29 protein-coding genes are annotated in these 25,498 nt (G+C 57.0%); 20 read left to right on the plus strand and 9 right to left on the minus strand.

Annotation, left to right across the window (positions count from 1 at the left end; all coding sequences use genetic code 11):
* Positions 1 to 28 precede the first annotated feature (28 nt).
* The gene (locus tag C7476_RS03330; protein ID WP_114428563.1) at positions 29 to 550 is read left to right on the plus strand and encodes a cytochrome c; all 522 of its coding nucleotides are present in this window, start codon (positions 29 to 31) and stop codon (positions 548 to 550) included.
* A 51-nt stretch (positions 551 to 601) separates the two neighbouring features.
* Positions 602 to 2,536 (plus strand): multicopper oxidase domain-containing protein, encoded by a 1,935-nt coding sequence (locus C7476_RS03335; RefSeq protein ID WP_114428445.1) that lies wholly within the window; start codon positions 602 to 604, stop codon positions 2,534 to 2,536.
* Between the two features lie 125 nt (positions 2,537 to 2,661).
* Here C7476_RS03335 and C7476_RS03340 read toward each other — a convergent pair whose 3' ends face one another.
* Both C7476_RS03340 and C7476_RS03345 read right to left on the minus strand, forming a co-directional pair.
* The gene (locus C7476_RS03340; protein WP_114428446.1) at positions 2,662 to 3,261 is read right to left on the minus strand and encodes an NADPH-dependent F420 reductase; all 600 of its coding nucleotides are present in this window, start codon (positions 3,259 to 3,261) and stop codon (positions 2,662 to 2,664) included.
* A gap of 127 nt (positions 3,262 to 3,388) precedes the next feature.
* A complete protein-coding gene (locus C7476_RS03345) occupies positions 3,389 to 4,123 on the minus strand; it encodes an SDR family NAD(P)-dependent oxidoreductase (protein ID WP_114428447.1) in 735 nt (244 codons plus the stop codon).
* 258 nt (positions 4,124 to 4,381) lie between these two features.
* On the opposite strand from C7476_RS03345, the gene C7476_RS03350 reads away from it, so the two are divergent.
* Positions 4,382 to 5,278: a LysR family transcriptional regulator gene (locus C7476_RS03350; RefSeq protein ID WP_114428448.1), complete on the plus strand. Its 897-nt coding sequence runs from the start codon at positions 4,382 to 4,384 to the stop codon at positions 5,276 to 5,278.
* A 99-nt stretch (positions 5,279 to 5,377) separates the two neighbouring features.
* Here C7476_RS03350 and C7476_RS03355 read toward each other — a convergent pair whose 3' ends face one another.
* Positions 5,378 to 6,034, minus strand: a complete 657-nt coding sequence (locus C7476_RS03355) for a TetR/AcrR family transcriptional regulator (protein WP_114428449.1) — start codon at positions 6,032 to 6,034, stop codon at positions 5,378 to 5,380.
* 268 nt (positions 6,035 to 6,302) lie between these two features.
* Between C7476_RS03355 and C7476_RS03360 the strand changes: the two genes are divergently transcribed.
* The 7 genes from C7476_RS03360 to C7476_RS03390 all read left to right on the plus strand — a co-directional run bounded on the left by C7476_RS03360 (position 6,303) and on the right by C7476_RS03390 (position 13,973).
* Complete coding sequence (locus C7476_RS03360; RefSeq protein ID WP_114428450.1) at positions 6,303 to 6,878, plus strand: TRAP transporter small permease; 576 nt, start codon at positions 6,303 to 6,305, stop codon at positions 6,876 to 6,878.
* On the plus strand, positions 6,875 to 8,155 hold the full coding sequence (locus C7476_RS03365) for a TRAP transporter large permease (protein ID WP_114428451.1): 1,281 nt from the start codon (positions 6,875 to 6,877) through the stop codon (positions 8,153 to 8,155). Before C7476_RS03360 ends, C7476_RS03365 begins: the two co-directional genes overlap by 4 nt.
* Positions 8,156 to 8,226: 71 nt before the next feature.
* Positions 8,227 to 9,243: a TRAP transporter substrate-binding protein gene (locus C7476_RS03370; RefSeq protein ID WP_114428452.1), complete on the plus strand. Its 1,017-nt coding sequence runs from the start codon at positions 8,227 to 8,229 to the stop codon at positions 9,241 to 9,243.
* 87 nt (positions 9,244 to 9,330) lie between these two features.
* The gene (locus C7476_RS03375; protein ID WP_114428564.1) at positions 9,331 to 10,191 is read left to right on the plus strand and encodes a shikimate dehydrogenase; all 861 of its coding nucleotides are present in this window, start codon (positions 9,331 to 9,333) and stop codon (positions 10,189 to 10,191) included.
* Positions 10,192 to 10,224: 33 nt separating this feature from the next.
* On the plus strand, positions 10,225 to 12,114 hold the full coding sequence (locus C7476_RS03380; RefSeq protein ID WP_114428453.1) for a bifunctional sugar phosphate isomerase/epimerase/4-hydroxyphenylpyruvate dioxygenase family protein: 1,890 nt from the start codon (positions 10,225 to 10,227) through the stop codon (positions 12,112 to 12,114).
* A gap of 143 nt (positions 12,115 to 12,257) precedes the next feature.
* Positions 12,258 to 12,884 carry an exopolysaccharide biosynthesis protein gene (locus tag C7476_RS03385; RefSeq protein WP_114428454.1) on the plus strand — a complete coding sequence of 209 codons (627 nt, stop codon included), beginning with the start codon at positions 12,258 to 12,260 and terminating at the stop codon, positions 12,882 to 12,884.
* 216 nt (positions 12,885 to 13,100) lie between these two features.
* Positions 13,101 to 13,973, plus strand: coding sequence for a lipid kinase (locus tag C7476_RS03390; RefSeq protein ID WP_114428455.1), 873 nt, complete (start codon positions 13,101 to 13,103; stop codon positions 13,971 to 13,973).
* 97 nt (positions 13,974 to 14,070) lie between these two features.
* Here the strand turns inward: C7476_RS03390 and C7476_RS03395 are convergent, their stop codons facing one another.
* A complete protein-coding gene (locus C7476_RS03395) occupies positions 14,071 to 14,502 on the minus strand; it encodes a CBS domain-containing protein (RefSeq protein ID WP_114428456.1) in 432 nt (143 codons plus the stop codon).
* A gap of 404 nt (positions 14,503 to 14,906) precedes the next feature.
* Here C7476_RS03395 and C7476_RS03405 point away from each other — a divergent pair, with 404 nt between their 5' ends.
* Entirely contained in the window at positions 14,907 to 15,602 is a 696-nt protein-coding gene (locus tag C7476_RS03405; RefSeq protein ID WP_147274605.1) for a hypothetical protein, read from the plus strand.
* A 253-nt stretch (positions 15,603 to 15,855) separates the two neighbouring features.
* Here the strand turns inward: C7476_RS03405 and C7476_RS03410 are convergent, their stop codons facing one another.
* Positions 15,856 to 16,143: a DUF1236 domain-containing protein gene (locus tag C7476_RS03410; RefSeq protein ID WP_181872332.1), complete on the minus strand. Its 288-nt coding sequence runs from the start codon at positions 16,141 to 16,143 to the stop codon at positions 15,856 to 15,858.
* A gap of 338 nt (positions 16,144 to 16,481) precedes the next feature.
* On the opposite strand from C7476_RS03410, the gene C7476_RS03415 reads away from it, so the two are divergent.
* On the plus strand, positions 16,482 to 16,877 hold the full coding sequence (locus C7476_RS03415) for a DUF1236 domain-containing protein (protein ID WP_114428460.1): 396 nt from the start codon (positions 16,482 to 16,484) through the stop codon (positions 16,875 to 16,877).
* A 65-nt stretch (positions 16,878 to 16,942) separates the two neighbouring features.
* A complete protein-coding gene (locus C7476_RS03420; protein ID WP_114428461.1) occupies positions 16,943 to 17,641 on the plus strand; it encodes a DUF1236 domain-containing protein in 699 nt (232 codons plus the stop codon).
* A gap of 212 nt (positions 17,642 to 17,853) precedes the next feature.
* Here the strand turns inward: C7476_RS03420 and C7476_RS03430 are convergent, their stop codons facing one another.
* Together C7476_RS03430 and C7476_RS03435 are read right to left on the minus strand one after the other, a co-directional pair.
* Positions 17,854 to 18,564, minus strand: a complete 711-nt coding sequence (locus C7476_RS03430; protein WP_114428463.1) for a hypothetical protein — start codon at positions 18,562 to 18,564, stop codon at positions 17,854 to 17,856.
* 230 nt (positions 18,565 to 18,794) lie between these two features.
* Complete coding sequence (locus C7476_RS03435) at positions 18,795 to 19,691, minus strand: LysR family transcriptional regulator (protein ID WP_114428464.1); 897 nt, start codon at positions 19,689 to 19,691, stop codon at positions 18,795 to 18,797.
* Positions 19,692 to 19,842: 151 nt separating this feature from the next.
* Here C7476_RS03435 and C7476_RS03440 point away from each other — a divergent pair, with 151 nt between their 5' ends.
* From C7476_RS03440 to C7476_RS03455, 4 genes are all read left to right on the plus strand, one after another.
* The gene (locus C7476_RS03440) at positions 19,843 to 20,496 is read left to right on the plus strand and encodes a hydrolase (RefSeq protein ID WP_114428465.1); all 654 of its coding nucleotides are present in this window, start codon (positions 19,843 to 19,845) and stop codon (positions 20,494 to 20,496) included.
* Positions 20,497 to 20,700: 204 nt separating this feature from the next.
* Positions 20,701 to 21,333 carry a DUF1326 domain-containing protein gene (locus C7476_RS03445; protein ID WP_114428466.1) on the plus strand — a complete coding sequence of 211 codons (633 nt, stop codon included), beginning with the start codon at positions 20,701 to 20,703 and terminating at the stop codon, positions 21,331 to 21,333.
* Between the two features lie 8 nt (positions 21,334 to 21,341).
* Entirely contained in the window at positions 21,342 to 22,202 is an 861-nt protein-coding gene (locus C7476_RS03450) for a DUF2182 domain-containing protein (protein ID WP_114428467.1), read from the plus strand.
* A gap of 114 nt (positions 22,203 to 22,316) precedes the next feature.
* Positions 22,317 to 22,787, plus strand: a complete 471-nt coding sequence (locus C7476_RS03455) for a methyltransferase family protein (protein ID WP_114428468.1) — start codon at positions 22,317 to 22,319, stop codon at positions 22,785 to 22,787.
* A 51-nt stretch (positions 22,788 to 22,838) separates the two neighbouring features.
* Here the strand turns inward: C7476_RS03455 and C7476_RS03460 are convergent, their stop codons facing one another.
* Both C7476_RS03460 and C7476_RS03465 read right to left on the minus strand, forming a co-directional pair.
* On the minus strand, positions 22,839 to 23,228 hold the full coding sequence (locus C7476_RS03460) for a nuclear transport factor 2 family protein (RefSeq protein ID WP_114428469.1): 390 nt from the start codon (positions 23,226 to 23,228) through the stop codon (positions 22,839 to 22,841).
* Positions 23,229 to 23,476: 248 nt separating this feature from the next.
* Entirely contained in the window at positions 23,477 to 23,662 is a 186-nt protein-coding gene (locus C7476_RS03465) for a DUF3606 domain-containing protein (RefSeq protein WP_181872333.1), read from the minus strand.
* Between the two features lie 489 nt (positions 23,663 to 24,151).
* On the opposite strand from C7476_RS03465, the gene C7476_RS29335 reads away from it, so the two are divergent.
* The 3 genes from C7476_RS29335 to C7476_RS03480 all read left to right on the plus strand — a co-directional run bounded on the left by C7476_RS29335 (position 24,152) and on the right by C7476_RS03480 (position 25,299).
* Positions 24,152 to 24,403, plus strand: coding sequence for a GCG_CRPN prefix-to-repeats domain-containing protein (locus C7476_RS29335; protein WP_425373938.1), 252 nt, complete (start codon positions 24,152 to 24,154; stop codon positions 24,401 to 24,403).
* 147 nt (positions 24,404 to 24,550) lie between these two features.
* Entirely contained in the window at positions 24,551 to 24,865 is a 315-nt protein-coding gene (locus tag C7476_RS03475) for a hypothetical protein (protein ID WP_114428472.1), read from the plus strand.
* A gap of 68 nt (positions 24,866 to 24,933) precedes the next feature.
* Positions 24,934 to 25,299: a nuclear transport factor 2 family protein gene (locus C7476_RS03480; protein WP_114428473.1), complete on the plus strand. Its 366-nt coding sequence runs from the start codon at positions 24,934 to 24,936 to the stop codon at positions 25,297 to 25,299.
* The last annotated feature ends 199 nt before the right edge of the window (positions 25,300 to 25,498 follow it).

Below are 25,498 nucleotides of genomic sequence, written 5' to 3' on the forward strand. Positions count from 1 at the left end.
TGTGATCCTGCTCGCGGTCTGCTGCGCGATGCTTGGTCCAGTCCCTTCGATTGGGTCTGACACGCTACCGGACGTTGTCAAAGGGCGTCGGGAGGCCATGAAGGCCATGGCCAATGCGTGTAAGAAAATCGCCGGAATGTTTGAAGGCAAGCTTCCTTATGATGCCCCGGCCTTCAAGCGATGGGCAGATACGATAAAAGCACATTCCGGCGCTGCGCTGATGGCGGAATTTCCTGCCGCGTCGCTGGGCCCGCCCTCCGGAGCAAAATACGAGATAGACAAGTCGCGCGACGAATTCGATGCCCTGGCCCGCAAGGTCGCCTCATTCGCGTCGGTCATCTCGGCCGCAGCAGAACAGGCACCGGACGACATCACGCCGCAGATGCGGATGGGAGCGGGCATGTCCACCATCGGCAGCAGCCTGCTGGGTAAGCGTAAGATTGCGGCAGGTGAAGAAGATATCTCGAAACTTCCCGCCGAACACGCCTTTCATCTGCTGCTGCAGGAATGCTCTGCCTGCCATGCCAAGTTCAGGGAGGAAATCCACTAGGCATGGCACGGTGCCGTCGAATGCAACAACCAGTGTAGGGGAAATCCGTCAATGTTCGTCCAACCGATCGATTACATTCTCGTTGTCTGGTTTATCCTGGCCGCGTTGAGCACAGCCTACGTCGCTCGGGACCAGTTCAAGAACAATCCAGAGCCTGCGGTAATGAAGTGGGGCTTCATTCTGGTCACGCTCTATCTCGGACCGGTGGGCCTTCTGCTGTACGTCCTTGCCGACAAGGAACCGCGGCCCGGAACACATGAAGAATTCATCCAACCCGTATGGAAGCAGGGCATCGGCAGCACCATTCACTGCGTCGCTGGCGATGCCACAGGTATCATCATCGCCGCTGTCATTACGGCAGTGATCGGTTTTCCGATGTGGGTCGATATCATCATTGAGTATATCGCGGGGTTCGCGGTGGGCCTGTTTATCTTCCAGGCGCTGTTCATGAAGAACATGATGGGCGGAACCTACTGGCAAAATGTGCGCAACTCTTTCATGCCGGAATTTATCAGCATGAACGCCATGATGGCCGGCATGGCACCGGTGATGGCTGTCCTGATGATGGGGCGGGACATGCGCGCAATGTGGCCTGGTGAACTCTTGTTCTGGGGCGTTATGGCCCTCGGCGTCGGTGTCGGCTTCCTGACAGCCTATCCCTTTAATGTCTGGCTCGTGTCCAAGGGCCTCAAGCACGGCCTGATGACCGAACGGAACGAGCCGAAGACGGAAGCAGCTCATGGCCACCCCTCGCAGGCAAAGGAAAACGCACACGAAGGGCACGGAAACCGGTCCCACGATAACGGGCATCACGAATCTGCTCACGGGGAGCATCAGCAGAAAGACGGTGGTCACAGCCAGCACGGCCAACTTTCCCCGGCTTTCGCCCCGACACGGACACAGGTCGTTGCGGTTGCGACCTTCACGACCTTGATGCTTGCCGGCGGGTTCGCCTATCCCTTCACCAAGGTTAACATGCAGCTTACCGCACATGAGGTCGGTGACGTCATCATGGCTCCCGGGATGATCATGGATTTCAACACCCCGGCCGGCTCCATGCGTGACATGGCTGCGGTCGATCCGCGGTTAACCGCCTTCAAGGCCGATGCAGACGCTCAAGGTGGTAAGGTGCTGGAACCCCGCATCGAGAACGGAGTGAAAGTGTTTGATCTCGAGGCGTCGGTAATCCGCTGGTCAATCCTGCCAGGGGAAACGGTCGAGGCCTATGCCTATAACAATGAGGTGCCGGGCCCGACTCTGCGGGTCACCGAAGGAGACAGGATCCGCATCAATGTTACCAACAAGCTCCCCGAAAGCACAACGGTCCACTGGCACGGACTGATCCTGCCGAATGAAATGGACGGTCCTGCAGAAATCACACAGGAGCCGATCCAGCCAGGCAAGACATTCGCTTACGAATACACGGTCGGACAGCACGGCACTTATTTCTATCACACCCATGATCACGTCGACCGCCAGCAGTCGCTCGGCCTTTACGGCGCGCTGATCATTGATCCGAAGGACCCGGCTGATGAAATCAAGGCCGATCTTGAATATACCATTCAACTGCAGGAATGGCTGAAACGGGAATGGCTGACGTACCCGTCAATGCCGATGGAGGGCGGCCTTCCAAACTTTTTTACGATTAATGGCAAGTCCTTTCCGGCGACCGACACTATAAAGATGAAGGTAGGGCAACAGCTGAAAGTGCGCTTCATCGGATCCCATACCACGGCGATTCATCCGATGCATATTCATGGCGGACCCTTTCAGGTTGCGGCGATTGACGGCGAGACGTTGCAGGGCTCGGCCGGGTACATGGCGGACACAGTCAATGTCGCCCCCGGTCAACGTTACGATGTTCTCTGGCGTGCGCAGCGTCCCGGCAGATGGCTCGTCCACTGTCACATCCCGCATCACACGACCAACAACAATATTGAGACGAAGGGTGGCGGGGGGCTGATGCTGGTCATTGAGGTAGAATAGCTTGCCTCCTAAATGAGGTTTTAACGTAGAAGACGCATCTACAGGCGGCGATTAGAGTGGCCCGGCCAACGATTGGTTGGCGCGCGACCATTTCTCGGCGTCGATCACACACTGTCGTAGATTGATTACTGCTCCTTCTTGAACAAATCCTGGAAGATGAGCTGACCCCAGGTGCGGCCGCGTGCGTGCACCAGCGCGCCGCCCTCGTTGAGCTTTCCCAGCTTGACGGGTGCGAATCCGAGTTGTTTGGCCAAGGCCGCCACGGGAGCGATCGCGTCCTCGTCGTCGCTCGACAGAAAGACGACCCGGTGCCCGCCGTCGACGATCGGATCGGCAGCCAGGGTGGCCGCAACCAGGTGATTGAAACCTTTCACCAGCTTGGCGCCGGTGAACGCTTTCGCGACGAAGGCGGAGGACGGGAGGCCGTCCAGCTCTTCAGGCACTGGAAACGCGTTCGTCGCGTCGATGACTGTCTTGCCTTCCCAGCCCCGCAGGGCCTTCGCAACCTCGCGATGCTCCCCGAACGGGATCGCCAAGATGATTGTGTCGGCCTCGAGTGCATCCCGCAGTGACTTGGCCACGACCGTGGGGCCAATCGCCCGAGCCTGCGGCGCCAACGCCTCGGGCGGCCGGCGGCTTGCGACGGTCACGTCGATGTCTTTACGGGCGAAAGCCTGGGCGAGGGCCTGGCCAATCTTACCGAATCCTACAATCGCATAGCTCATAATACTTCTCCGATACGTGTTGATATTGATTCCCCGGCCTTCAACGGCGCTGGGTTATCCGTGTGGCGACCTGATCATGGACATGCTAGTCCCGCCGATCAGCCGCCTCCAGCGATCCGGCGCGATTTCAGATGGCCGAGAAGCCGCCGTCGACAGATAATTCCACCCCATTCACGAAGCTTGAATCGTCTGAAGCAAGAAACAGCGCGGCCGCTGCAATTTCCTCAGGACGACCCATCTTTCCCCGCGGGATCAGGGATTCGAACATCTGCTTCGCCTCCTCGGTGAGGACCTGGTCCTGCATCGGTGTGGCGATCGGCCCCGGGTGCAGCACGTTCACCCGGATATTCCGGCCCTTCAGCTCATTGAGCCAACCGCGTGCGAATGCGTGCAACGTCGCCTTGCTTGCCGCATAAACGCTGTAACCAGGAAAACCTTTGATCGAAGCAACTGACCCGGTCATGAAGATCGATCCACCATCGTTGAACAGCGGCAACGCCTTCTGAACCGTAAACAGCGTGCCGCGCGCATTCAGGTTGAAGGCCGCATCGAAGTGCTGCTCGGTAATCTCGCCCAACGGGACAGCTTCCCCCGTGCCAGCGCTCGCGTACAAGATGTCGATCTTGCCCTTTTCCCGCTTGACTGTATCGAACAGGCGGTCGAGGTCGTCGAGATTGGCCGCGTCGCCGCGCACGCCGGTCACGTTCCGGCCAATCAGCTTGACGGCCTCGTCCAGCGCCTCCTGTCTCCGGCCCGTGATGAAAACATAGGCGCCTTCTTCAACGAACCGCCTGGCACTCGCCAGCGCCATGCCGCTCGATCCGCCCGTGATGACTGCAACCTTACCTTCTAGCTTTCCCATGACTTTTCCTTTCGTCGTATCGGACAGCGTCTGCCTCCGAGAACCTCGAAATGGGTCCGCCGGCGTCCGTTGTTGAGTGCGGAAGCGCGCACATCGGTGGTGCAAAATCGATCCGGCTGAACAACTGACGCCAGCCGCGACGAACGGTGTCCGCCGTTCGGAATTGGGCAGCACTCGTTGACACAAGCCAGCCGTACTGCTGTACGATGCGTCAGATACGGGGTTTGAAAGGCGCACCGCGTGGTGCGGGATTGCACCATGATCGACTGGGATGACATTCGCTACTTTCTTGCCGTGGCGCGCGGAGGCTCGGTGCGGGCTGCCGCCGAGGGCCTCGGGGTGTATCATTCGACCGTGCTGCGACGCATCGCACAGCTCGAGGAACGCCTCGGGGCACAGATGTTCGAGAAACTGCCTTCGGGCTACCGCCTGACGGCTGCAGGCGAGGAGGTCCTCGAGCTCGCGAACCAGATGGAAGCGTCGTCGCACCAGCTCGAGACGCGCGTCTTCGGGCGCGACCAGAGCGTGCGCGGGCTTCTGCGGGTGACGTTGGCTCCGCCCCTCGCAACACACCTGCTTATGCCGGACTTCGCCGATTTCGCGCGTCTGCATCCGGACATCGAGATGGAAATCTTGTCGTCCGGCGAGCTGGCAAATCTGACCAATCGAGAGGCCGACGCGGCGATCCGCGTCGTCTACGACCGCAAAACCCTGCCGCTCAATCTTCACGGCCTGAAGGGACCGGAGCTGTACGGCGGGGTCTACATGTCCCGCGATCGACTAGCCGCATGGCGTGCGGGCGCGCCTGATTCCATCCGGTGGATCGTCATAAGCATTCATGGAATTCCGGATTGGGCCAGCGAGGGTGAGGTTCGCACCACGGGGGTTCCATTCAGGACCACGGACGGCGAGGCGCAGATCGTTGCTGTACGGCAAGGGCTAGGGATCACGACACTGCCGTGCTTCGTCGGAGATGCCGACCCGCTGCTGGTGAGGGTGCCGGGCACCGAGCTGCACATGTACGGAACGCTCTGGCTTCTCACACAGGGGGAGACACGCAAGACGAAGCGCGTGCGGCTCTTCACGGAGTTCGTATCCCGCAGGCTCGGCGCGTACGCTCCGCTTCTCACGGGACTGTCCATATCGCGCGACTGACACCGGCAGCGACGCTTGCCAGCCGTGCAAGGTTATCAAGATTGTTGGTGAAATGAGAAGCTGGTTTGATGTGTCAAACCCGCTGTCACCAGGCACGAACTACTCGGGCGTCTTCAGGTAACTGAGCACTGCATCCGCGATCATGTTGCGATGACGCTCCATGGTCTCGGGTTTTGAAAGATCGCGCCGAAATATTGTTCCGAATGTGTAGCGGTTTGAAACGCGGAAGAAGCAAAACGCGCTAATCATCATATGCACGTCAATCGGGTCGGCGTTTCGCCGGAAAACATTATCTCGTATGCCGCGCTCCAGGATTCCGGCAATGGTTTCGATTACGGAGACATTCAGATCGCGGATTGCCTCGGACCGGAGCATATGGGCTGCGTGATGAATATTCTCGATACTGACCAATCGAACGAAATCCGGATTGGCCTCATCATGATTGAACGTGGTTGAGATCAATGTTCGCAACGCCGCTTCCGGTGGTAGGTTCGTAAGTTCCAAATCCGCTTCAAGTGTTCGGATTTTTCGGTACGATCTCTCTAAAACAGCGAGGTACAGACCCTCTTTGCTGCCGAAATAATAATAGATCATGCGTTTGGAAGTTCGGGTCCGTTCCGCGATGGCATCGACGCGGGCTCCGGCAAGACCATGCGTTGAAAACTCCTCGGTCGCCACGACCAGGATATCCTCCTGCGTTCTCTGAGGATCGTTCTTTCTTGCACTCGCCGAACTGTCGGTCAATTCAAGTCCCATCGCATCAAGCTGTTGAATGTAAAAGTGAAAATCCAGGACGTGTGAAATATTCGCCCCCGAATACCTGTCTCCGCGTCTACGAAGTCATATTCACCTTCAACCGATCTTTCAATAGAAGCGCTTGACATCCGAACTGGTTAGTACATTTTAAGGCAATATGCAATTTGGCCTGTGCTGGAGGAGCGCAGATCATGCGGGCATGGTGTCGGGGCTTTCAGACGGCGCATGCCCTTCGCATGTAGAAAAGACTGTCCTCGCGGAGGAGCGAATGGCGCGCATAATCGAATTCTGCTTTCTCATGCTGAAGGTTGCGATTGCACTGTTGCTGGCGGGCATGGTGGTACTGGTTTTCGGCAATGTCGTCCTGCGCTACGCGTTCAATCAGGGCATCACTTACTCCGAAGAACTCGCGCGGCTGTTTTTCGTATGGCTGACATTCCTTGGCGCTGTTGTCGCCATGCATGAACATGGTCACTTGGGCGTCGATTCTGTTATCCGGCGTTTACCGCCCAATGTTGCCAAGGCGGCCGTTTTGGCCGGTCATTTCCTTATGCTGGTGGCGACATGGTTATTGATCACCGGCAGCTGGGATCAGACACTGATCAACTTGCATGTCAAAGCGCCTGCAACCGGTATTTCCATGGCATTCTTCTATGGTGCAGGCCTCGCGTTCGGGGTTCCCGCCTTCCTGATCCTTCTTTGGGATGCCTTTTGCGTTGCGACCGGCCGCATCGATCTGGCGACTGCCGAGCTTGTCCGTGACTCCGAAGAGCAGATCGCTGACGATGACCATTCAAGCACGGGCCTCGTCCGTCCCGTGAATACGCTGGGGAGCCAGCGATGACGGTAGCAATCTTCCTTGGTGCACTACTTGGGCCCATGGCGCTGGGCGTCCCGATCGCCTTCGCCCTGATCGTCAGCGGCGTCGCGCTCATGATGTATCTCGGCATGTTCGACGCGCAGATCGTTGCGCAAAATGTGTTGAACGGTGCGGACAGCTTTCCATTGATGGCGGTCCCGTTCTTCATGCTTGCTGGCGAAGTGATGAACACCGGGGGCCTGTCGCGGCGCATCGTCGCTCTGGCCATGGCTTTGGTCGGTCATATCCGCGGCGGCCTGGGTTTCGTGGCGATCTTTGCCGCTTGCGTGCTGTCGAGCCTTTCAGGATCCGCCGTGGCTGATGCGGCCGCGCTGGGCACCCTGCTGTTGCCGATGATGCTGAAATCGGGCCATGACCCGGCGCGAGCAGGTGGACTGCTTGCCTCCGCGTCGATCATTGGACCGATTATCCCGCCTTCGATTGGTTTCATCCTCTATGGCGTCGTCGGCGGCGTGTCGATTACCAAGCTGTTTCTTGCCGGGATATTTCCTGGTCTCTTGATCGCCACGGCGTTGTGCGTCACGTGGCTGATTGTTGCCAGCAAGGAGCAATTCAGCCTGCCCCCACGACAATCCGGCGCTGTCCGGTTCAAGGCATTCCTCGACAGCATCTGGGCTCTCATGCTGCCGCTCATCATCATCGTCGGGTTGAAATTTGGTGTGTTCACGCCTACCGAAGCAGGAGTGGTCGCGGCCGTTTATTCGCTCTTCGTCGCCATGGTGGTCTATCGCGAATTGCCGCCAGCACAACTTTTCCATGTTTTCGTCGCCGCTGCGAAGATTACGGCTGTCGTCATGTTTCTGGTCGCGGCGGCCGCGGTGTCCGCGTGGCTGATCACTGTGGCCGACGTGCCGGGTGATCTCGCCGCTCTCATCGAACCATTGATGGGCAATCAGACATTGCTCCTTCTCGCCATCATGGTTCTCGTGGTGCTCGTCGGTACCGCAATGGATATGACGCCGACCATTCTCATCATGACGCCTGTGCTCATGCCCATTATCAAACAGGCGGGGATCGATCCCGTGTACTTCGGCGTCCTTTTCATCATTAACAATTCGATCGGCCTGATCACGCCGCCGGTCGGCACCGTGCTCAACGTCATCTGCGGAATATCGAAACTTTCGATGGAAGAGCTGATGAAGGGCGTCATGCCATTTCTCATCGCTGAACTCATCGTGCTGCTCCTGCTTGTTCTGTTTCCGCAACTGGTAATGGTGCCGGTGAGCTGGCTGGGACATTGAAGCGCAGGTGGCACGTGACGAAAGAATTCAACCGGCCGTGGGGAGACACCGGCCAACACTGGGAGGAAAAAATGCTCAATAAATTGATGAACGTCCTTGTAGGAGTGGCCCTGCCGCTCGCACTGTTGACGACTGGACCGGCCATGGCCGAGCTCCGGGAGCATCAGCTCAAATTTGCATCGGCCAACAACAAGGGCCACCCGCAGGTCATGGGTATGGAGAAGTTCGCCGATCTCGTGAAGGAAAAGAGCAGCGGCAAAATTACCGTAAAGCTTTTCCCGGGAGGCGTGCTGGGCGGAGACGTTCAGACAGTTTCCGCCCTTCAGGGCGGGGTGATCGAAATGACAGTACTGAACGCCGGGATATTGGCCGGCAATGTCAAGCAGTTCGGCGCGGTCGATCTGCCCTTCCTGTTCAACAGCGGTGAAGAAGCCGACAAGGTCATGGACGGTCCGTTCGGCACAAGCCTCATCAAATTGCTGCCGGATACCGGCCTTGTCGGGCTTGCCTATTGGGAGCTCGGTTTTCGAAACCTTACCAACAACCGGCATCCCGTAGCAAAGCTGGAAGATATCAAGGGTTTGAAAATCCGTACGATCCAGTCGCCAATCCCCATCGAGCTCTTCAACAGTCTCGGCGCGAATGCGGTGCCCATGCCATATACCGAACTCTATACCGCGCTCGAAACAGGAACGGTGGACGGTCAGGAAAATCCTGCGGCGAATATCGTGAACGCGAAATTCTATGAAGTTCAGAAGTACATGACGATTACGCGCCACCAGTACAATCCGCAGATCGTGCTGATCAGCAAGAAGTTCTGGGACGGGCTGAATGATGAAGAAAAGGGCGTACTGCAGTCGGCGGCAGACGAAGCGCGCGATTATCAGCGAAAGGTTTCGCGTGAGCAGGATGCCGCATCGATCGAGCAGATCAGGAAGACCGGGATGGAAATCACTGAACTCAGCCCGGAGGAAACACAGAAACTTCGCGATGCGGTCAAGCCGATGATCGACAAGTTCAGTGCGGACATTGGTGCAGAAACCGTGACGGAACTCTTCAAGCAACTGAACGCAGCACGCGGCCAGTAGGGCTACAAGTCAGCCCGCGCTCCGCAGCGGGCTGACTTACTCGATGGTCCAAGGTCGCGCCGAGCTCGAATGAGCGGAATGGAAATGATGAGCGAGACATTGTTGAAGCCGATAAAGGCAGGGCTCATTGGGGCAGGCATCCAGGCTTCGCTCACGCCCGCCATGCACATGAAAGAAGGCAGGGCTCAGGGGCTCTCCTATGAATATGACCTGATTGACCTTGATCAGCTCGGTGCATCGATCGACGATCTTCCTCGGCTGCTTTCTGAAGCAGAGGAACGCGGCTTTTCAGGTCTCAACATCACGCATCCCTGCAAGCAGGCGGTCATGCCTCACCTCGATGAACTTTCCGCCGATGCCAGATCGATCGGTGCCGTAAATACAGTGGTTCTGAAGGATGGTCGGCGCTACGGCCACAATACCGATTGGTGGGGCTTTGCGCAGAGCTTCCGTCGAGGCCTTCCCGGGGTCGACACGTCCTTTGTGGTTCAGCTCGGCGCGGGAGGTGCGGGGGTCGCTACCGCATATGCAGCTTTGTCCCTGGGAGCGGCGAAGCTTGCTGTATTTGATCGCGAACAACAGCGCGCCATTGCGTTGAGCAGGTCAATGCAGGAGATATTCCCCGACGCGCAGATCACCGCTGGAGGTGACCTCGTGGAAGCGATGCAGCGGGCGTCCGGATTGATCCATGCCACACCTACTGGAATGTCTGGATATCCTGGCTTGCCATTACCGGCGGATTTGCTTGATCGACGCCATTGGGTAGGGGAAATTGTCTACTTTCCCCTTGAGACGGAATTGCTGAGGCAGGCGCGCCAGCGCGGCTGTCCAACACTCGATGGCGGGGGTATGGCAGTGTTCCAGGCTGTCGGAGCCTTTCAGCTTTTTACTGGCCTGCAGCCTGATGCGAACCGGATGCTCGACCATTTCAAGTCCATGACCGCGTAGAACGCTTTCCTTCATAGATGTAAGGACCCGGCAATGAAGACGTCAATTGCAACAGTTTCAATCAGTGGCGACCTCCCTGAAAAGCTGGATGCGATCGCAAAGGCAGGTTTCGGCGGCGTTGAGATTTTCGAGAATGACTTTCTGGCTTTCGATGCAAATCCGCGTGATGTCGGCAGGATGGTCAGGGATCACGGGTTGGCGATCACTCTGTTTCAGCCCTTTCGTGATTTCGAAGGAATGCCCGAACCACATCGATCCCGTGCATTCGATCGAGCCGAGCGCAAATTCGATGTGATGCAGGAATTGGGAACGGACATCGTGCTCGTCTGTTCGAACGTATCGCCAATTGCGTTGGGTGGATTGGATCGAGCTGCGGATGACTTTCGCGAGCTTGGCGAACGTGCAAAAAAACGCGGACTACGCGTTGGATACGAAGCGCTCGCCTGGGGACGGCACATCAATGATCATCGAGATGCGTGGGAAATCGTTCGCCGCGCTGACCACACCAATGTCGGGCTGATCCTTGACAGTTTTCATACGCTGGCGCGAAAGATCGATGTCAATTCGATCCGCTCTATCCCCAAGGAGAAAATATTAATTGTTCAGCTTGCTGATGCCCCGCTGATCGACATGGATCTTCTGTACTGGAGCCGCCACTACCGCAACATGCCCGGGGAGGGGGATCTGCCGGTCGTGGACTTCATGCGAGCGGTCGCTGCAACCGGCTATGATGGATTTCTGTCCCTGGAAATTTTCAACGATCAGTTTCGCGGGGGCTCGCCCCGTTCGATTGCGCTGGATGGCCATCGATCGCTCATCTATCTCGGCGACCAGATACAACGCCTTGAACCGGAGGTGGCTATGACGCTGCCAAGGATGCCGGACCGCATTCAGGTCGATGGTGTGGCATTTGTTGAGTTTTCTGCCAGCGAGGAAGAGGCCGAAGACCTCGGCGGGCTTTTGCGCGCACTGGGTTTCCAAGTCGCTGGCCAGCACAAAACGAAGCTGGTGACGCTTTACCGGCAAGGTGGCATCAATCTGGTCATCAACACCGAGCATGAAGGATTTGCTCACTCCTCGTATCTGGTCCATGGCACATCGGCCTACGCGATCGGTCTCGAGGTAGATGAAGCTAAAGCGACCGCGGAACGTGCACGCGCGCTTATGGCAGAGCCTTTCGAGCAAACCGTTGGGCCGGGCGAGCTGACGATTCCGGCGATCCGCGGGGTCGGTGGGGGCATTATCTATTTTATCGATCAGAAGTCTGATCTCAAAAATATATGGGAGATCGAGTTCAACATCATTGCCGGCGGAGAGCCATGGGATGGTGTAGGGCTCCGGCGCGTTGACCATGTCGCCCAGACCATGAAGTACGACGAGATGCTGACTTGGGTCCTGTTCTACACTTCGATCTTCAAGACGCATAAAACGCCGATGGTCGACATCGTCGATCCTGCAGGCATCGTGCGCAGTCAGGTGATTGAAAACGATGACGGCCGGTTCCGCCTGACACTTAACGGTGCGGAAAATCGCACTACCCTTGCGGGACATTTCATCACCGAAAATTTCGGATCCGGCGTCCAGCATCTGGCGTTTGAGACCAATGACATCTTTGCGACAGCGTCTGCGCTCCATGAAAATGGCTTTACGCCACTCCAGATATCTTCCAACTACTACGATGATCTGGAAGCCCGATTCGGGCTCGATATAGAACTTTCCGACAGGCTGAGGTCCGCAAACATCCTTTATGACCGCGATGAAAACGGTGAATATTTTCAGCTGTACAGCCCGAATTACGGCGAGGGTTTCTTTTTTGAAATCGTTCAACGTAACGGCTATCGAGGTTACGGTGCCTCCAACTCAATCTTCAGAATCGCTGCACAAAAGCGCCATTTAAGGCCAAAGGGCATGCCGCGGGTTTGATCAAAATCCAGCAAGCGCCAGCCGCTTATCGGGCCGCCGAGAGGCACGTGTCGCAACGCTGCCCACTTTCCAGCGTTAGCTGCTAGAAATAGCTAGTGTATCAGCATTGATTCAACCGATCGTGCCAGGACGAAAGCGGCAATATGACAGATGAACGGGTGGATACCAGACCTCAAGGTGCGACTTCTACACACCTGAAAAATGTGGTTGAGCGGGCGGAAAGCATGGGGAGCATCACCATTGAGGAGATGATGACCGTGATGGGAAGCTCGAGCATCGCGTTCTCGATCCTTATTCTTGCTTTGCCAGCACTGACACCGCTCCCCGGGCCGTTCGGAATGGTCTTCGGCAGCTGTCTCGCTCTTATCTCTTTGCAGATCGCCGCCGGGGCTGAGCATCTGCAGCTTCCACGCTTCATCCGCAAACGCAGGCTCTCCGCCGCAACGGTCGCCCTTACAGTGCGCTATACCGCTCCGATGATTGCACAGGTAGAGCGAGTGCTGCGCCCTGACAGGCTGAGCGCGCTGACCGGTCGCAAAGCTCAGATGCTGCTGGGCATTCCCATCTTTTTTCTAGCCATCGCCATTGCGCTGCCGATTCCATTTGGCAATATCCTGCCTGTCCTCGCGCTGGTCATCATTGCGGCGGCATTGCTCGAACGGGATGGACTGGCGACACTCATAGGCGTAGGCGTTGCCGTTCTCGCACTGGGTACCACGGCGGGACTGATCTATGGCGTCGTTTCGGCAACGGACCTGCTCGTTGGCTGACGGTTGCTTATTGTTTGGTGCGGTCTTCGTCCGGAGATGGGTAATGCATACAATCCCCGACGTGCTTGCTCATGGCCGTGCCTGGAATCATCGTGTTGATGTTGAATGGCTATGCTGCGCTGCACATATAGAGGTGATGACGTCTGTTCTGTTGATCCAATGCATCTCCATGTCGATCCGCTTTTATCTGAAATCTTTAAGGTCCCGGGGAGTGGCATGACCGCTAATTGTGCACTCCTTCTGGTCAATCCGAACTCGCGGCGGGGCAGGGAAAGCCTTCCCGTTGTTCGCCAATATTTATCACGAGCGGGTATCGCGTATCTCGAACTTCCACCAGACAACACGGAATCGCCTTCGGCTGCGATAGTACGCCTAGCAGATCAGGTGAACAGTGTTATCGTTGGTGGCGGCGACGGTAGTTTGAACTCCGCTGCAAAAGGGCTGCTCGACACAGGGCTACCGCTCGGTGTCCTGCCGTTGGGAACAGCGAACGATTTTGCGCGAACCATGGGTTTACCATTAGACCTCGCCACGGCCATCGACGTCATTGCCAAGGGCAAGACTGCACCGATTGATCTTGGCGAAGCCAACGGCCACCCGTTTTTTAATGTCGCCAGCATCGGCTTCAGCGCCGATCTGGCAATGTCGCTTACCGAGAAAGCGAAGAAGCGCTGGGGCAAGCTGGGATATGGGCTGGTGGCTGCCAGGCTCCTTGCAAGCTCACGGCTTTTTACCGCCACCCTGGATCATGACGGAAGAACCGAGGAGCTGCGAACCTTACAGTTAGCAGTTGGTAACGGTCGTTTTTATGGTGGCGGCATGACTGTTCAAGCCGATGCCACCGCCACCGATGGAATGCTCGACTTCTATAGCCTGGAAGTTGATCATTGGTGGAAGCTCCTGAGACTGCTTCCGAGTTTGCGGAAGGGGACGCAGGGTGACTGGGACGACGTCCGAGCGTTTTCCACCAAGGACCTTACAATCCATACAAGCAAACCACGTGCCGTGAACCTGGATGGCGAATTGAAGACCGAGACACCGGTAAGGTTTAAAATCCGCGAGAACGCGGTGCCGGTCTTCGTTCCCTGATCTCGGGAGATCGGAAGAATCCTGAACCCCGATACCGTGGCGCGTCACAGCATCGATACCATAGCCTGATCCGTAAATGAGCGGCTCAACGAACAAGCTAGATCGTCTGGCTGTGCTCTCCGCCTGGACGTGATATCCCGCTCAGCGCCTCGCCGGCCTGGCCATCGCCTGTCAGTGCGATATCAGCCAATGACAGGATCCCAACCAATCGCTTGTCGCGGTTGATGACGGGCAGACGGCGAACCTGAATATCGGCCATGTTTTCGGTAACCTCGTCAATCTCTTGGTCATCATAACAATATTGAACATCAGAGGTCATGACCTCTGAGACCTTGGCATCGGGGCCTTTGCCTTCGGCAATACCGCGAATGGCAATATCCCGATCCGTAATCATGCCGACGAGGCGATCATTTTCACCAACTGGTAATGCTCCAATATCAAGACCAGCCATGATTTTGGCCACAAACTGGATTGCTTCATCTGGATTAGCTACGCGGACATCCCGCGTCATTGCTTCACTCACTTTCATTTCTGCCTCCTATGCTTGGAACTTTTGATAGCACCATGAAAACGGCCCGGATTGCATCTTTCGGGTCGGCCGGTCGCGTATCGACCAGCCACTGCGCGATATCGGTTACAAAGCTCTCAAGCGTATCCTCGGTTGGTTGCTTCGTCGGGGTGAACTGGTCGAACCTCCTGTGTGTTTTTATCGCGGGATCTTCACGTAACCGCGAAAGCATGGATTTGTTCCGCGTTGATTACCCTCGAACGAGAGGAACGAGAAAATGCGCCCGGACAGTGCAATCAGAGGCGCATCGGGCTCGCGCACCAAAATTCAGCGTCCTGGCGCGCCATCAGATTGACAGATTTATGACAGTTTTATGAATATCAGACGAATGCGAGAACGAACCAATGATGAGCCGAGAGAATCAAGTGTTTGTCACTGCGCTTTGCGCAATCACGTTCGCGCTGTTCGTCATAGGCTTGTCCACACCGGCTCTATTGGTCGAAGACGGGCTCGTGGAAGATTTGAGTGCCACGGGTTTTGCCATTGCCGCGCTACTCGCGCTGAATACAGCTCTTCTCAAGAATGTCTCCTTGACCTTCAGGGAAAAGGGCCTCCTGATCGGGACAAGCGTGCTGTCTTTGGTGCTCTTCCTCAGCGAGATCAGTTTTGGTGCCCGCATCTTCCATGTCCAGATGCCGAAGATGAGAGGTGGCGGAGAGTTCGACGGCGGGCACGACATTGCCATTCTTGTCTTTCGTATGATCAGAGATGCGGGATTCGCCGGCATCGTCACTGCCCTCATTGGCGCCGCAATTCTTCTGGCCGTTGCGGTCGCGCTTCTGTTCCGGTTTCGGCAGGAGGGGGCGATGGTGCGGGATATCATTTCGCGAACGTTCGAGTTCCGCCTGCTATTGGCGCTCTGCTGGCTCGCGAGCGCAGTGGTTCTCGATCTCATACCGTCGTACAAAGCAGCGACCCTGGAAGAAACTCTGGAATTTGCCGCAAGCGGCGTTTTGATTTTGGCCGTTGTCGGGCTTTTTTGGCGTAAACGCCTAAGCGGAGATGGGCCGGCCGTCGGAACCAAGAATACGGTTCGTCCGCACTGGCCCCGGCAGCTTTAACCGGCTGTCTGCCGCTGCGGTCACAGGAGGTCGAAGATTTTTCGCTAAACAATGACGGCCGAACCGGAATGATCTATGGCCCGACCGTCTGAAGTCAGAGGCGGGGTTATAAGTCCGAGAAACGCCGCTCCCGCTCAAATGGCGCGTCTTTCATATGTGGCTTGGCCGCCCCTCTCCCAGAAATCACGCGGCCAAGCCACGGCTGATACCAAGGATCAGCCATTCCACCACCAGAACACACTCTGACGGCAACTCACTTCGACATGTAAACGACCTTGCGGTCCTTCATCGTCACGATAACCGGTTGCTTGTCCACATAGATGTAACCGTAGTCCGGATTATCGGGGATCGGCACCAGCTTGACGTCCTCCGGCACAGCGGTGCCAATTGCAACATCGCCTTCTATGACGACAGGATCTGTCGGATGCGCGATAACATATTCGCGGGTCGGCTGCGGAACATCAACGACAACTGCATCCTGCGCGTAGATGCTACCAGACATCGCAAGCACCACGGCTGTGGCAAGCAAAATCCGTCTCATCGTTACTCTCCTTTTTGAAATCATTCCCTTCCGTTGCCACAACTTGTGGCCTTGAGCTTTGTTCCGCCGGCTGCCCTTTGCCAAAAGATTTCAGACCTTTGCCGTGTCTCCATCAGACTTTCGTCCGATGCTCAATCGGCCCAAGTCCCTGCCTTCATCAGACTGAAGCCCAAATTCGGAACAGCGCCACTTGCGATGACGTTTGCCTTTCAGCTTTGCCGTCCACGTAGGACGAGCCAAGGCGGCGGACAGCAAAGCCGGACAAAGACGATGTTGTCTCTTCTCACGGTATGTCCGGGAGGCTCCGCCTTGGCTCTTACTGTTGAAAGGAATTGATCATGAACAGGAAACTGATCGTAGCTGGGGCATTGGTGCTCGGTTTTGCAACCGCTGCCTCTGCGCAGGAAGGCACAGTCAACGGCGCCGCGGGCGGTGCTGTGACGGGAGCGATTGTAGGTGGCCCCGTCGGCGCCGCAGTCGGCGGCGTTGCCGGTGCAGTCGTTGGTACCGTGCTCGCTCCGCCTCCACGGAGAGTCGTTTCATATGTGGAACAGCAACCGATCCCGGAGAGTGAGGTGGTTGTTAAACAGAAAGTGGTTGTCGGCAAGCCATTGCCCGACAGGGTCAGGATAATGCGTATCCCGCAAGATCCGAAATACGCCTACGCAGTGGTCAACCATCAACGTGTGATCGTCGATCCTTCCAACAGGACCGTGGTTCGCGTCGTTGATTAACAAAGGAAGTGGGAAGGGCGCTCGGGGGGCGTTCTCCACAAATTAAAACTGGAGGAGACAATCCCATGAAGAACATCATTTTGAAAAGTGCCCTCGTCCTTGCGCTTGGCGTAGCGCCCGGAGCAGGACTTGCACAAACCGAAATGCTGAAAAAGAAACCTGGCCAGCAGACTGAAGGCCAAACGCAGATGCCGGCAGAAACGGGGACGGGTGCAACAACCAAGTCCCAGACCGAAGGCCAGTCTGGCACTCAGATGAAGAAGAGCCAGCAAACGGAGGGACAGGCACAAGCTCCCGCCGGTCAGGACACGAAGAGTGAGCAGACTCAGGACAAGGCACAGGTCCCTGCAGATCAAGGAACGGAACAACAGGGCGCTGCCAGCAAAAAACAGACACAGGAGCAAACTGGCGCGACCACTTCAGAAGGCACAGCCAAGACCAGCAAGCCAGTGCCGGGCGACGATACGGCCAAGACTACAAACCAGCCTTCGAGCGAAACGACCGGTAGCATCAATGTAACGGCCGAGCAGAAGACAGAAATCAAGCAGGTCATAACCGAAACGAAAGCTGAACCGGTTCGCGACGTGAACTTTGAAGTGAACGTCGGCGTGGCCGTGCCGCGAACGATCGAGCTACAGCCGTTGCCGCCACGCATCGTCAAGCTTGTGCCCAGATATGAAGGCTATCGCTATTTCTTGCTGGCCGACGGCAGGATCGTCATCGTCGATCCAGACTCGCTGGAGATCGTCGTCATTATCGCGTGATAGCATCAAACGAAGTTAAATCGGGGACGGCTGCCGTCGCGAGCCGTCCCTTTTTTGCACGTTGCTCTGGCGGAGGTCGCCAAGGCGGTCATTGGCAAGGCGCTGACGACGGATCCAAAAGTCCTGCTGATGGACGAACCGAGCCGGGGTATCGACGAGCTGAGGCCACGGAAGAAGTCGTGGTCACCGCATCGATTCGCGGAGTTGGCGTGTCAGCTCACAGTTGAGGGTTCGAACTGCCTTCGCTCAGCGCCACTCAGCATATGATCCGCCAGGCTGTAGCAGTGGCTTGCCTGATAGGCGTTCCGGCCCCGGTTCATGTGCGTCAGGTTGAACGCCCGGACGGCCCGCAGCGCACGGGGCGCCGCGAGGAATTTGTCGATCGAGGAGCAGCCGCGAACCTTGATGCCGAAAATATCCTCGCCGCGGGGGAAGAAATAGCCGACGTCTTCCGGCGTCATGACACAGCCCTCAAGGAACGCTTCGTCCACCCGGCCCTGATCGAGTGAATGGTCGGTGGTGAAATCGGAAAGGTGCACCAGGAATAGCGCGCGGATGCCCCCGCCGTCGGCATAGAGCGAGAAGAGCTCCATCCAGCTCGCATTGATGCGCACGAGCGCCTTGCCCGGAGTCGACGGCAGACAGGAAACCGACCAGTAATATCGCTCGGTCTGGCGCGGGATCGGAATGCAGTCGCGGCCGTAGCGCCTGAGAATCTCCAGCACCTCTTGCGCCTGCGGTCGGGTTAGCAGCTTCTCAAACCGCGCAACGTATCTGAGACGCAGTTCCAGGGACTCCGGGCGCTCGTCGGCGTCGCGCAGGATGGTCTTGCCGTGCATCCAATCGCGCTGCTGCTGGAGATCCAGGAATCGGCGCAGACCGGTGGTTTTTGGGCGGCGATTAGCGCTCACTTCGGATACCATGTCTGTTGATTTCCACTGAGAATTGACCCGGAATTTCAGCCGAGAATTGCTCCGCCTTTATGTATGTTCTGGTCTGGCGTGGTGGTCAAGCTCCTGCTTTTCTCCTTCGTGTTTTTCATTTTGGGCACTGAACTGTTTTGGATCGGAAGTTGTGTTTCAGCCAACAAATGACAAGGCTCCTTGCTCGGCATTCGTCCTTCGTGTTCCAGACACCATAGTCGCTGCACCACTCAGAAAGGAGCAGGTCCCGCGAGGTGAGGAGCAGGTTCGCAATACTCGATCAGCAGTTCGGTGAGGACCCGTATCTTCCTTGCTGGATGCTGACCTGGCGGGCGGATGACATATGCACCTGCCGGAGGTGGTGGATAACGCTTCATGACCGGCAAGAGCGCGCCGGAGGCTATATAGTCATGGGTAAGGCAATCGGGCAGGTAAGCGATCCCGAGTCCTGCTGCCGCGGCGGCGACCAGAGCAGCGCCGTTGTCAGCTTTGAACCGCCCCCGCGGACGAACCGTTATTACCTTGTCGCGATCCATGAGTTGCCAGGCTTCGGTGCCCTGCATGAGGGCCTCATGAGCGACGAGCTCCTCCGGCGTTTCGGGCGACCCATGCGCCTTGATGTAGTCCGGGCTCGCGACGAACTTCCCATATATGGGGCCGACGCGTCTTGCGATCAGGTTGGAGTCCTGAAGATAGCCTACCCGTATCGCACAATCGTAACCCTCTGTGATGAGATCGACGAAGCGATCACTGTAGCAGGTGTGGATTTGCAGCCGGGGATGGCGTCGCGCCATTTCCGCGAGGATGGGAGCGAAGTGGCTCTGTCCGAAAGAAAGCGGCACGGCAACCCGCAAGCGTCCGCGAAGGTCACCTGCGGGCAGGATCGTTTCCTTGGCCACGTCGATCTCGGCGCAGACGCGTGCTGCATAGTCTCGGAAAGTGGCCCCGGCTTCTGTGAGAGCAGCCCCGCGGGTCGTTCGAGCAAGCAGCTGGACGCCAAGTTCCGATTCAAGCCGGAAAAGCCGACGACTGACAATCGACTTGGAAACGCCGAGCCGGAGCGCGGCGGCCGAAACGCCCCCGGCATCAGCAACTTCTACGAATGTCCGTAGCTCTTCAATGTCCATCGGCGTTCCCCTTTTTGCGACACAGCTTGCCACAAATCGACACTACCGCATCGCGCCTGGGAACGGCAATGTCTCCTTTAGGCAACGTCGCCGCTGGCGCATGTCTTCCTGCAAACCAACCTTACTAACCACGACAGTATAGGAAGTAATAATGACCTTTCGTAACGGCCTTGATTCTCTTCTACGTCCCGAAGACTCCGTACTTGTTCTGATCGACCATCAACCTTACCAGCTCGCGAACCTCAATAGCCACGATCCTCAGGCAGTCGTCAACAACGCGACCGCGCTGGCAAAGCTGGCAAAGACTTTCAATGTTCCGACGATCCTCACCAGCGTGATAGCGGATCGTGGTGGCAAGCTCTTCAAGCAAATCACTGACGTCTTCCCGGGGCAGGAAGTGATCGATCGGACCTGGGTGAATACTTGGGAGGACGACAAGGTGGTGGACCTGGTCAAGGCGACCGGCCGCAAGCAATTGCTCATCGCAGGTCTGTGGACCGAAGTTTGCGTAGCGATGCCTGCGATTCAGGCAGCCGGCGAAGGCTGGGACGTGACCGTCATTACCGACGCATCGGGCGGAAGTTCAACCGAGTCTCACCAGGTCGCCATACAGCGGATGATCGCGGCCGGCGTTAACATGATGACCTGGATGGCTCTTGCTGGCGAATGGCAGCGTGACTGGGCTCGCACCGAGCACGTCGAAGAGCTGACCGAAGTGCTCATCTCGCACATGAGCGGCAGCGGCATCGCGTATCTTTGGGAGCAGCAGCTGCTCAACACGCCGGTGCCTGGCAACGCAGGATGATCTGAGCGGGGATGTAGAGGATCTCGAGCGACCGTCGGAAAAACCGGCTTATCGAGCCTCGTCATCCCCTCTCTACAGGGTATGCTTTCGACAACGCCGAAATTTGCCAGTGTTGCTGCTGTCCTCCGTGACCCGACGGGATGGCGGCGCTGCTGGCACAGGTGTATGATGGTGGTTTAATATTTCGAGATCAGGGAGGACAGCATGACTTCTTGGGAGATCAAGGGACGCGAACTCGTCAACTGCACCTGCGAGTATGGCTGCAACTGTCAATTCAATGCGCTGCCCGACAAGGGCCACTGCCATGCCGTTGCGGGCATCCAGATCGATGAGGGTCATCACGGCGAGACCGTTCTCGATGGCCTCCGGCTGGCGGCGATCTTCAAATGGCCCGGCGCCATCCACGAAGGCAACGGCGAAGCCATCGCTTTCGTCGACGAGAGCGCAACCGACGAGCAGCGTCAGGCGCTGCTACGCATCATGACCGGCCAGGACACCGACCCGTTCGCGACGATGTTCGCCGTCTATGCCTCGACCGTGACAAAAATGAATGAGCCGGTTTTCACGAAGATCGATCTCGAACTCGATATCGATGGCCGCAGGGGCCGCATCTTCGTCAAGGACTATATCGAAACGGTAGGCGAACCGATCCGCAACAAGGTGACCGGCGCGGACTCGCGTGCGCAGATCGTGTTGCCGAACGGCTTCGAATATGCAGTCGCCGAGATTGGCAGTGCTTCGAGCAGCACCACCGGGCCGGTACAGGTGAACATGAAGGACAGCTACGGCCAGTTCGCGCGGTTGCATCTCAACAATCACGGGGTCGTGCGAGTCTGACGCGCCGCATGGACAGGGCGCCGCCACTCGAACGTTTGCTCAGACGCGACCGGCTCATCACGATCGCGGGTCTGGTTGTGCTGTGCCTGCTGGCTTGGCTGTATATAGTCGCTGGTGCAGGGCTCGGCATGAGTGCGTGGGAGATGTCGAAGCTCGCACTATTTCCACATCAGCAAACATCCGACATGACCTCCGGCATGCCCGGCATGGATATGACCGGGATGGCCATGGAGGCGGAACCGCGAATCTGGGGGCTGCCAATCTGGACGCTGATGATCGCCATGTGGTGGATCATGATGGTCGCCATGATGTCGCCGAGCGCCGCACCGACTGTTCTGCTCTACGCGCGCGTGCACCGCCATGCGCTCACACAGGGTCAGATCCAGGACAAGCTGGCGCCCACAGGCGTATTTGTGACGGGCTATCTCCTGGTCTGGCTGGGATTCTCCGTTTTGGCAGCCACCCTGCATTGGCTGCTCGAACGCGAGGCATTCGTCTCAACGACGATGAGTTCGCAGAGCCGCTGGCTTTCGGGCATCGTGCTCATCGCCGCGGGCCTGTATCAGTTCTCGCCGCTCAAGAACGCCTGCCTGTCGCATTGCCGGGCGCCAACGGCATTCCTTTCCAGCCACTGGCGCCCTCACGCACTTGGTGCGTTGCGTTTGGGCGCACTGCACGGGGCCTTTTGTGTCGGATGCTGCTGGATGTTGATGGCGTTGTTGTTCGTGGGTGGCGTGATGAATCTGGTGTGGGTTGCCGCGCTTTCCATTCTTGTACTGGTTGAAAAGGTATTTCCTGCCGGCCAGTGGGTTGGTCGCGCAGCCGGCATCGCGCTGATCGCCTGGGGCAGCGCAACGCTTTTCATCTGACGACCATCGGCGCTCTGGAGCTCGCTGAAAGGTCGTGCGCAGCGTCGATCCCACGTGTTCGAGGATCCCAGCCAGCAGCTTTCAACTCGGCTCCAGCAAAAAGGAGTCCCCGCAATGGGTGATTTGACAGACAACGCCAATGTCATCATTCGGCCGCCGATCGCCTGGGCGCTCGCAGTACTCGCTGGGCTCGCCCTGCAATGGATCGTGTCATTGCCGTTCATGCCAGCCCCGGTACCTGCGACGTGGATCGGAGGAGTGGTGTTCCTTCTCGCGCTGGCGCTTGTCGTCTGGGCGCTCGATACGATCACCAGGGTTGGCTCGAACGTGCCCACCAACATGCCGACCACCACAATCGTCCAGACCGGACCCTACGCCTTCACGCGCAATCCCATCTACCTCGGAATGTTTCTTGGGCTCGTCGGTCTCGCCATTGCCTTTGACAGTCTTTGGCTGCTCGGAACGCTCGTGCTCTTTGCTCTCGTAATTCGCTACGGAGTGGTGGCCCGAGAAGAAGTCTATCTCGAGCGCAAGTTCGGCGACGGTTATCGCCAATACCGCGCGCGTGTGCGGCGCTGGCTGTAGCGCCTGACATCGTGCGTCAATGTTATCGCACGAGGCTCCAGTGGCGCTGCATCAGTTTAAAAGTGTCTCGCTATGGGCGTGACACTCCCATCCATTTGACCCGCGAATCCAGACGGAACTATCGGCTGCTCTCATATTTTGCGATTTGCCGTCCATCGAAACGTTCTGCCGAACTGTATATGCGATGAGGGCAATGTCGGGTGAAGGCGTGCTTACTTCAACGTCTTCGAGCGAATAGGATTCGAGGCGCCAGTTTCCCTCCTCGGTCATCTTACCCATTCTCTCTTTTCCGATACGCATAACGCCTTGTGCGCCGGTGACGAGGGCGATCTTGCCCGAAAGTTTTGAAGTTCGGCGGCCGTCTTTCGCCTTCATCGCGTCCCAGTAGGATTTCTCGAGAGCCACGATTTCGTCCTTTGTCGGCATGGCTTGAGCGTTCATGAGGTCCTCCTACGATGTTGTGTCACCGGAAAACGCTCACATCTGCCCTAAGTTCCCGCCATGGACAACTGGTCCAGATCAAGTTTTGTCTATTCAGAGTCGTTCTCCCGGCCGATCGGGTTCTCGGCTGGCGGACACCCACTTGGTCAGGCGGCTTTGTCCGATGGATAAACATCGGCCTCGCCACCTTCCTCGTGGATTGTCTCGCCATACGTGAAACAGAACTGGTTCTGAACACAAAATTTGCTCTAGATGTCCACGGCCTCCAATTCTCTCTCGATTTCCTTACGGCTGCGATTATGTTTGATGATCAGTTCGAGGGCACGGTTTCTGCTCAAGTCATATTTTGTCATAAGGTACTGGACCTCATATTCCTCATTGGACGAGACTTTCGAGCGATCCCGATTATCCTGTTTTGATTTGTCGTCTGCCATTTGAGTAAGCCTCCATTGGCCGATCTCTGCAAAACAGTGTTCAGTCATTTTCGTTCCATATTCTTCTCGCGTATTGGTCTACGACGGTTCGAATTTGAGCCGACGCAACGATACTACGAGGGTAGAAAGGAAAAACTCGCGGAGAGAAGCACAATAAGGATGATTGCAAACGCAATGATTTCGAGAAGCCAGGTTCTATTGTTGTGCATTATCGTTTCTCGGGCGATGGTTCCACTACACCGCCCATTGCTGACCCGTATAATCTACCTTCTCGTGTTCCCGTGCACCTTAATTTTCTGCCTTGTCTCCAATGGTCTCCGCGTTCAACATGAAGGGCAATACAAGCGTCTGTTCATTTCCCGTTCATGTCGACGACTTATTTTTTAAGGTACGGGGCATGTTGAAAAGGAGGTATCTCGCATGTCACTTAAATCAGGACTTTCTGCACTTGTTTTAATCGGTGGATTGTTCTCCTTCGGCGCGCCCGCCATGGCGTCTCCGGTCACTCCTGCGAGCGGGTCACCTGAAGTATCAACGCCAGTGGAGCAGGTTGGTTGGCGTTGCGGCCGTGGTTGGCACATGAACCGATGGGGACGCTGTGTTCCTAACCGGAGAGTTATGCGGTGCGGCCCCGGTTGGCATGTCAACCGCTACGGAAATTGTGTTCGGAATCGTCCGGTATACCGGGCATGCCCGCGCGGATTCCACTTGACGCGGCGCGGATTCTGCGTACCCAACTGACAAATATCCTGCGGCTGGCGTCCTGCTGAAGGGCGCCAGTAATCATCGCGTGTCGATGGAATTGGATTTGATATTGCGGGCAGCCCACCTTTCGGGGAACCATATCGTTGTTGATCGGTTCATCTTTTGCAGTGAAAGGATGCCGCAATGGACAATAAACCTTCAGAATCCCCGGTCCGTGAAACAACGAACGAAGCGCGCCAGGGGCCACTCGGACGGCCAGTACTAAACGTGCTCATCGTAGCGCTGCTCCTCGCACTTGTCGCATGGGGCGCGGCCGAGCTCTATGGCGAGCGTGTCGACAACGTCCCGGGAAACACCGGCACCTCAGGGGAAAACGCACCCCCGCCGGCACCGTCAACGAACCAGCCCGTCACGAACACTCCGGTCGACCGCGACCCCACGCCCCAAACGGGCTCGGGCGGAGATACTCAAACGAAAAACCCGGCCCCGGCAAATTAATCCAGGTGCGATTGTTGATCGATGGTCGGTCAGACGAAACGATCGCTTCGCTTGTGCAGGAATGATCGATGACGAAGGATATAACCGAGATTGCCCGAGCCAGCTACGAAGCCTATGTCGCAAAGGACCGTGCGGCGATAGAAGCGCTGATTGCCGAGGACTTTCACTTCACCAGCCCACTCGACAACCGGATTGACCGCGCCACCTATTTCGCGCGTTGCTGGCCAAATAGCGGGATGGTGGATGGTTTCGAGTTCATCCATCTCTTGTCTCACGCCGACAAGGTCTTTGTTACTTACGAAGGACGCAACACCGATGGCCATCGGTTTCGCAACACGGAGATCCTGGTGGTGCGCGATGGCCAAATCACTGATGCGGAAGTCTATTTCGGCTGGTCAATTCCGCACGAGGCAAGGCTGGGTGAATCCATTTGACGGCGCGCAGGCTTGAACAGAGATCTGCCTGTCAATGCAATAACCAGCCGAGACCTACGGCAAGTGCAACGCCGATAAGGAACACGGTGCCATAGACATGATACGGCCAGTCATTGTCTTCCCTATTGTCATTTGAATTGCGCATCTCTTGCCACTTCCCCAATGATCGGAGCATCGCGCATTCCGAACCCGTCATTTT

It is taken from the genome of Phyllobacterium bourgognense, assembly GCF_003337575.1.
Classification (GTDB): Bacteria; Pseudomonadota; Alphaproteobacteria; order Rhizobiales; family Rhizobiaceae; genus Phyllobacterium; species Phyllobacterium bourgognense.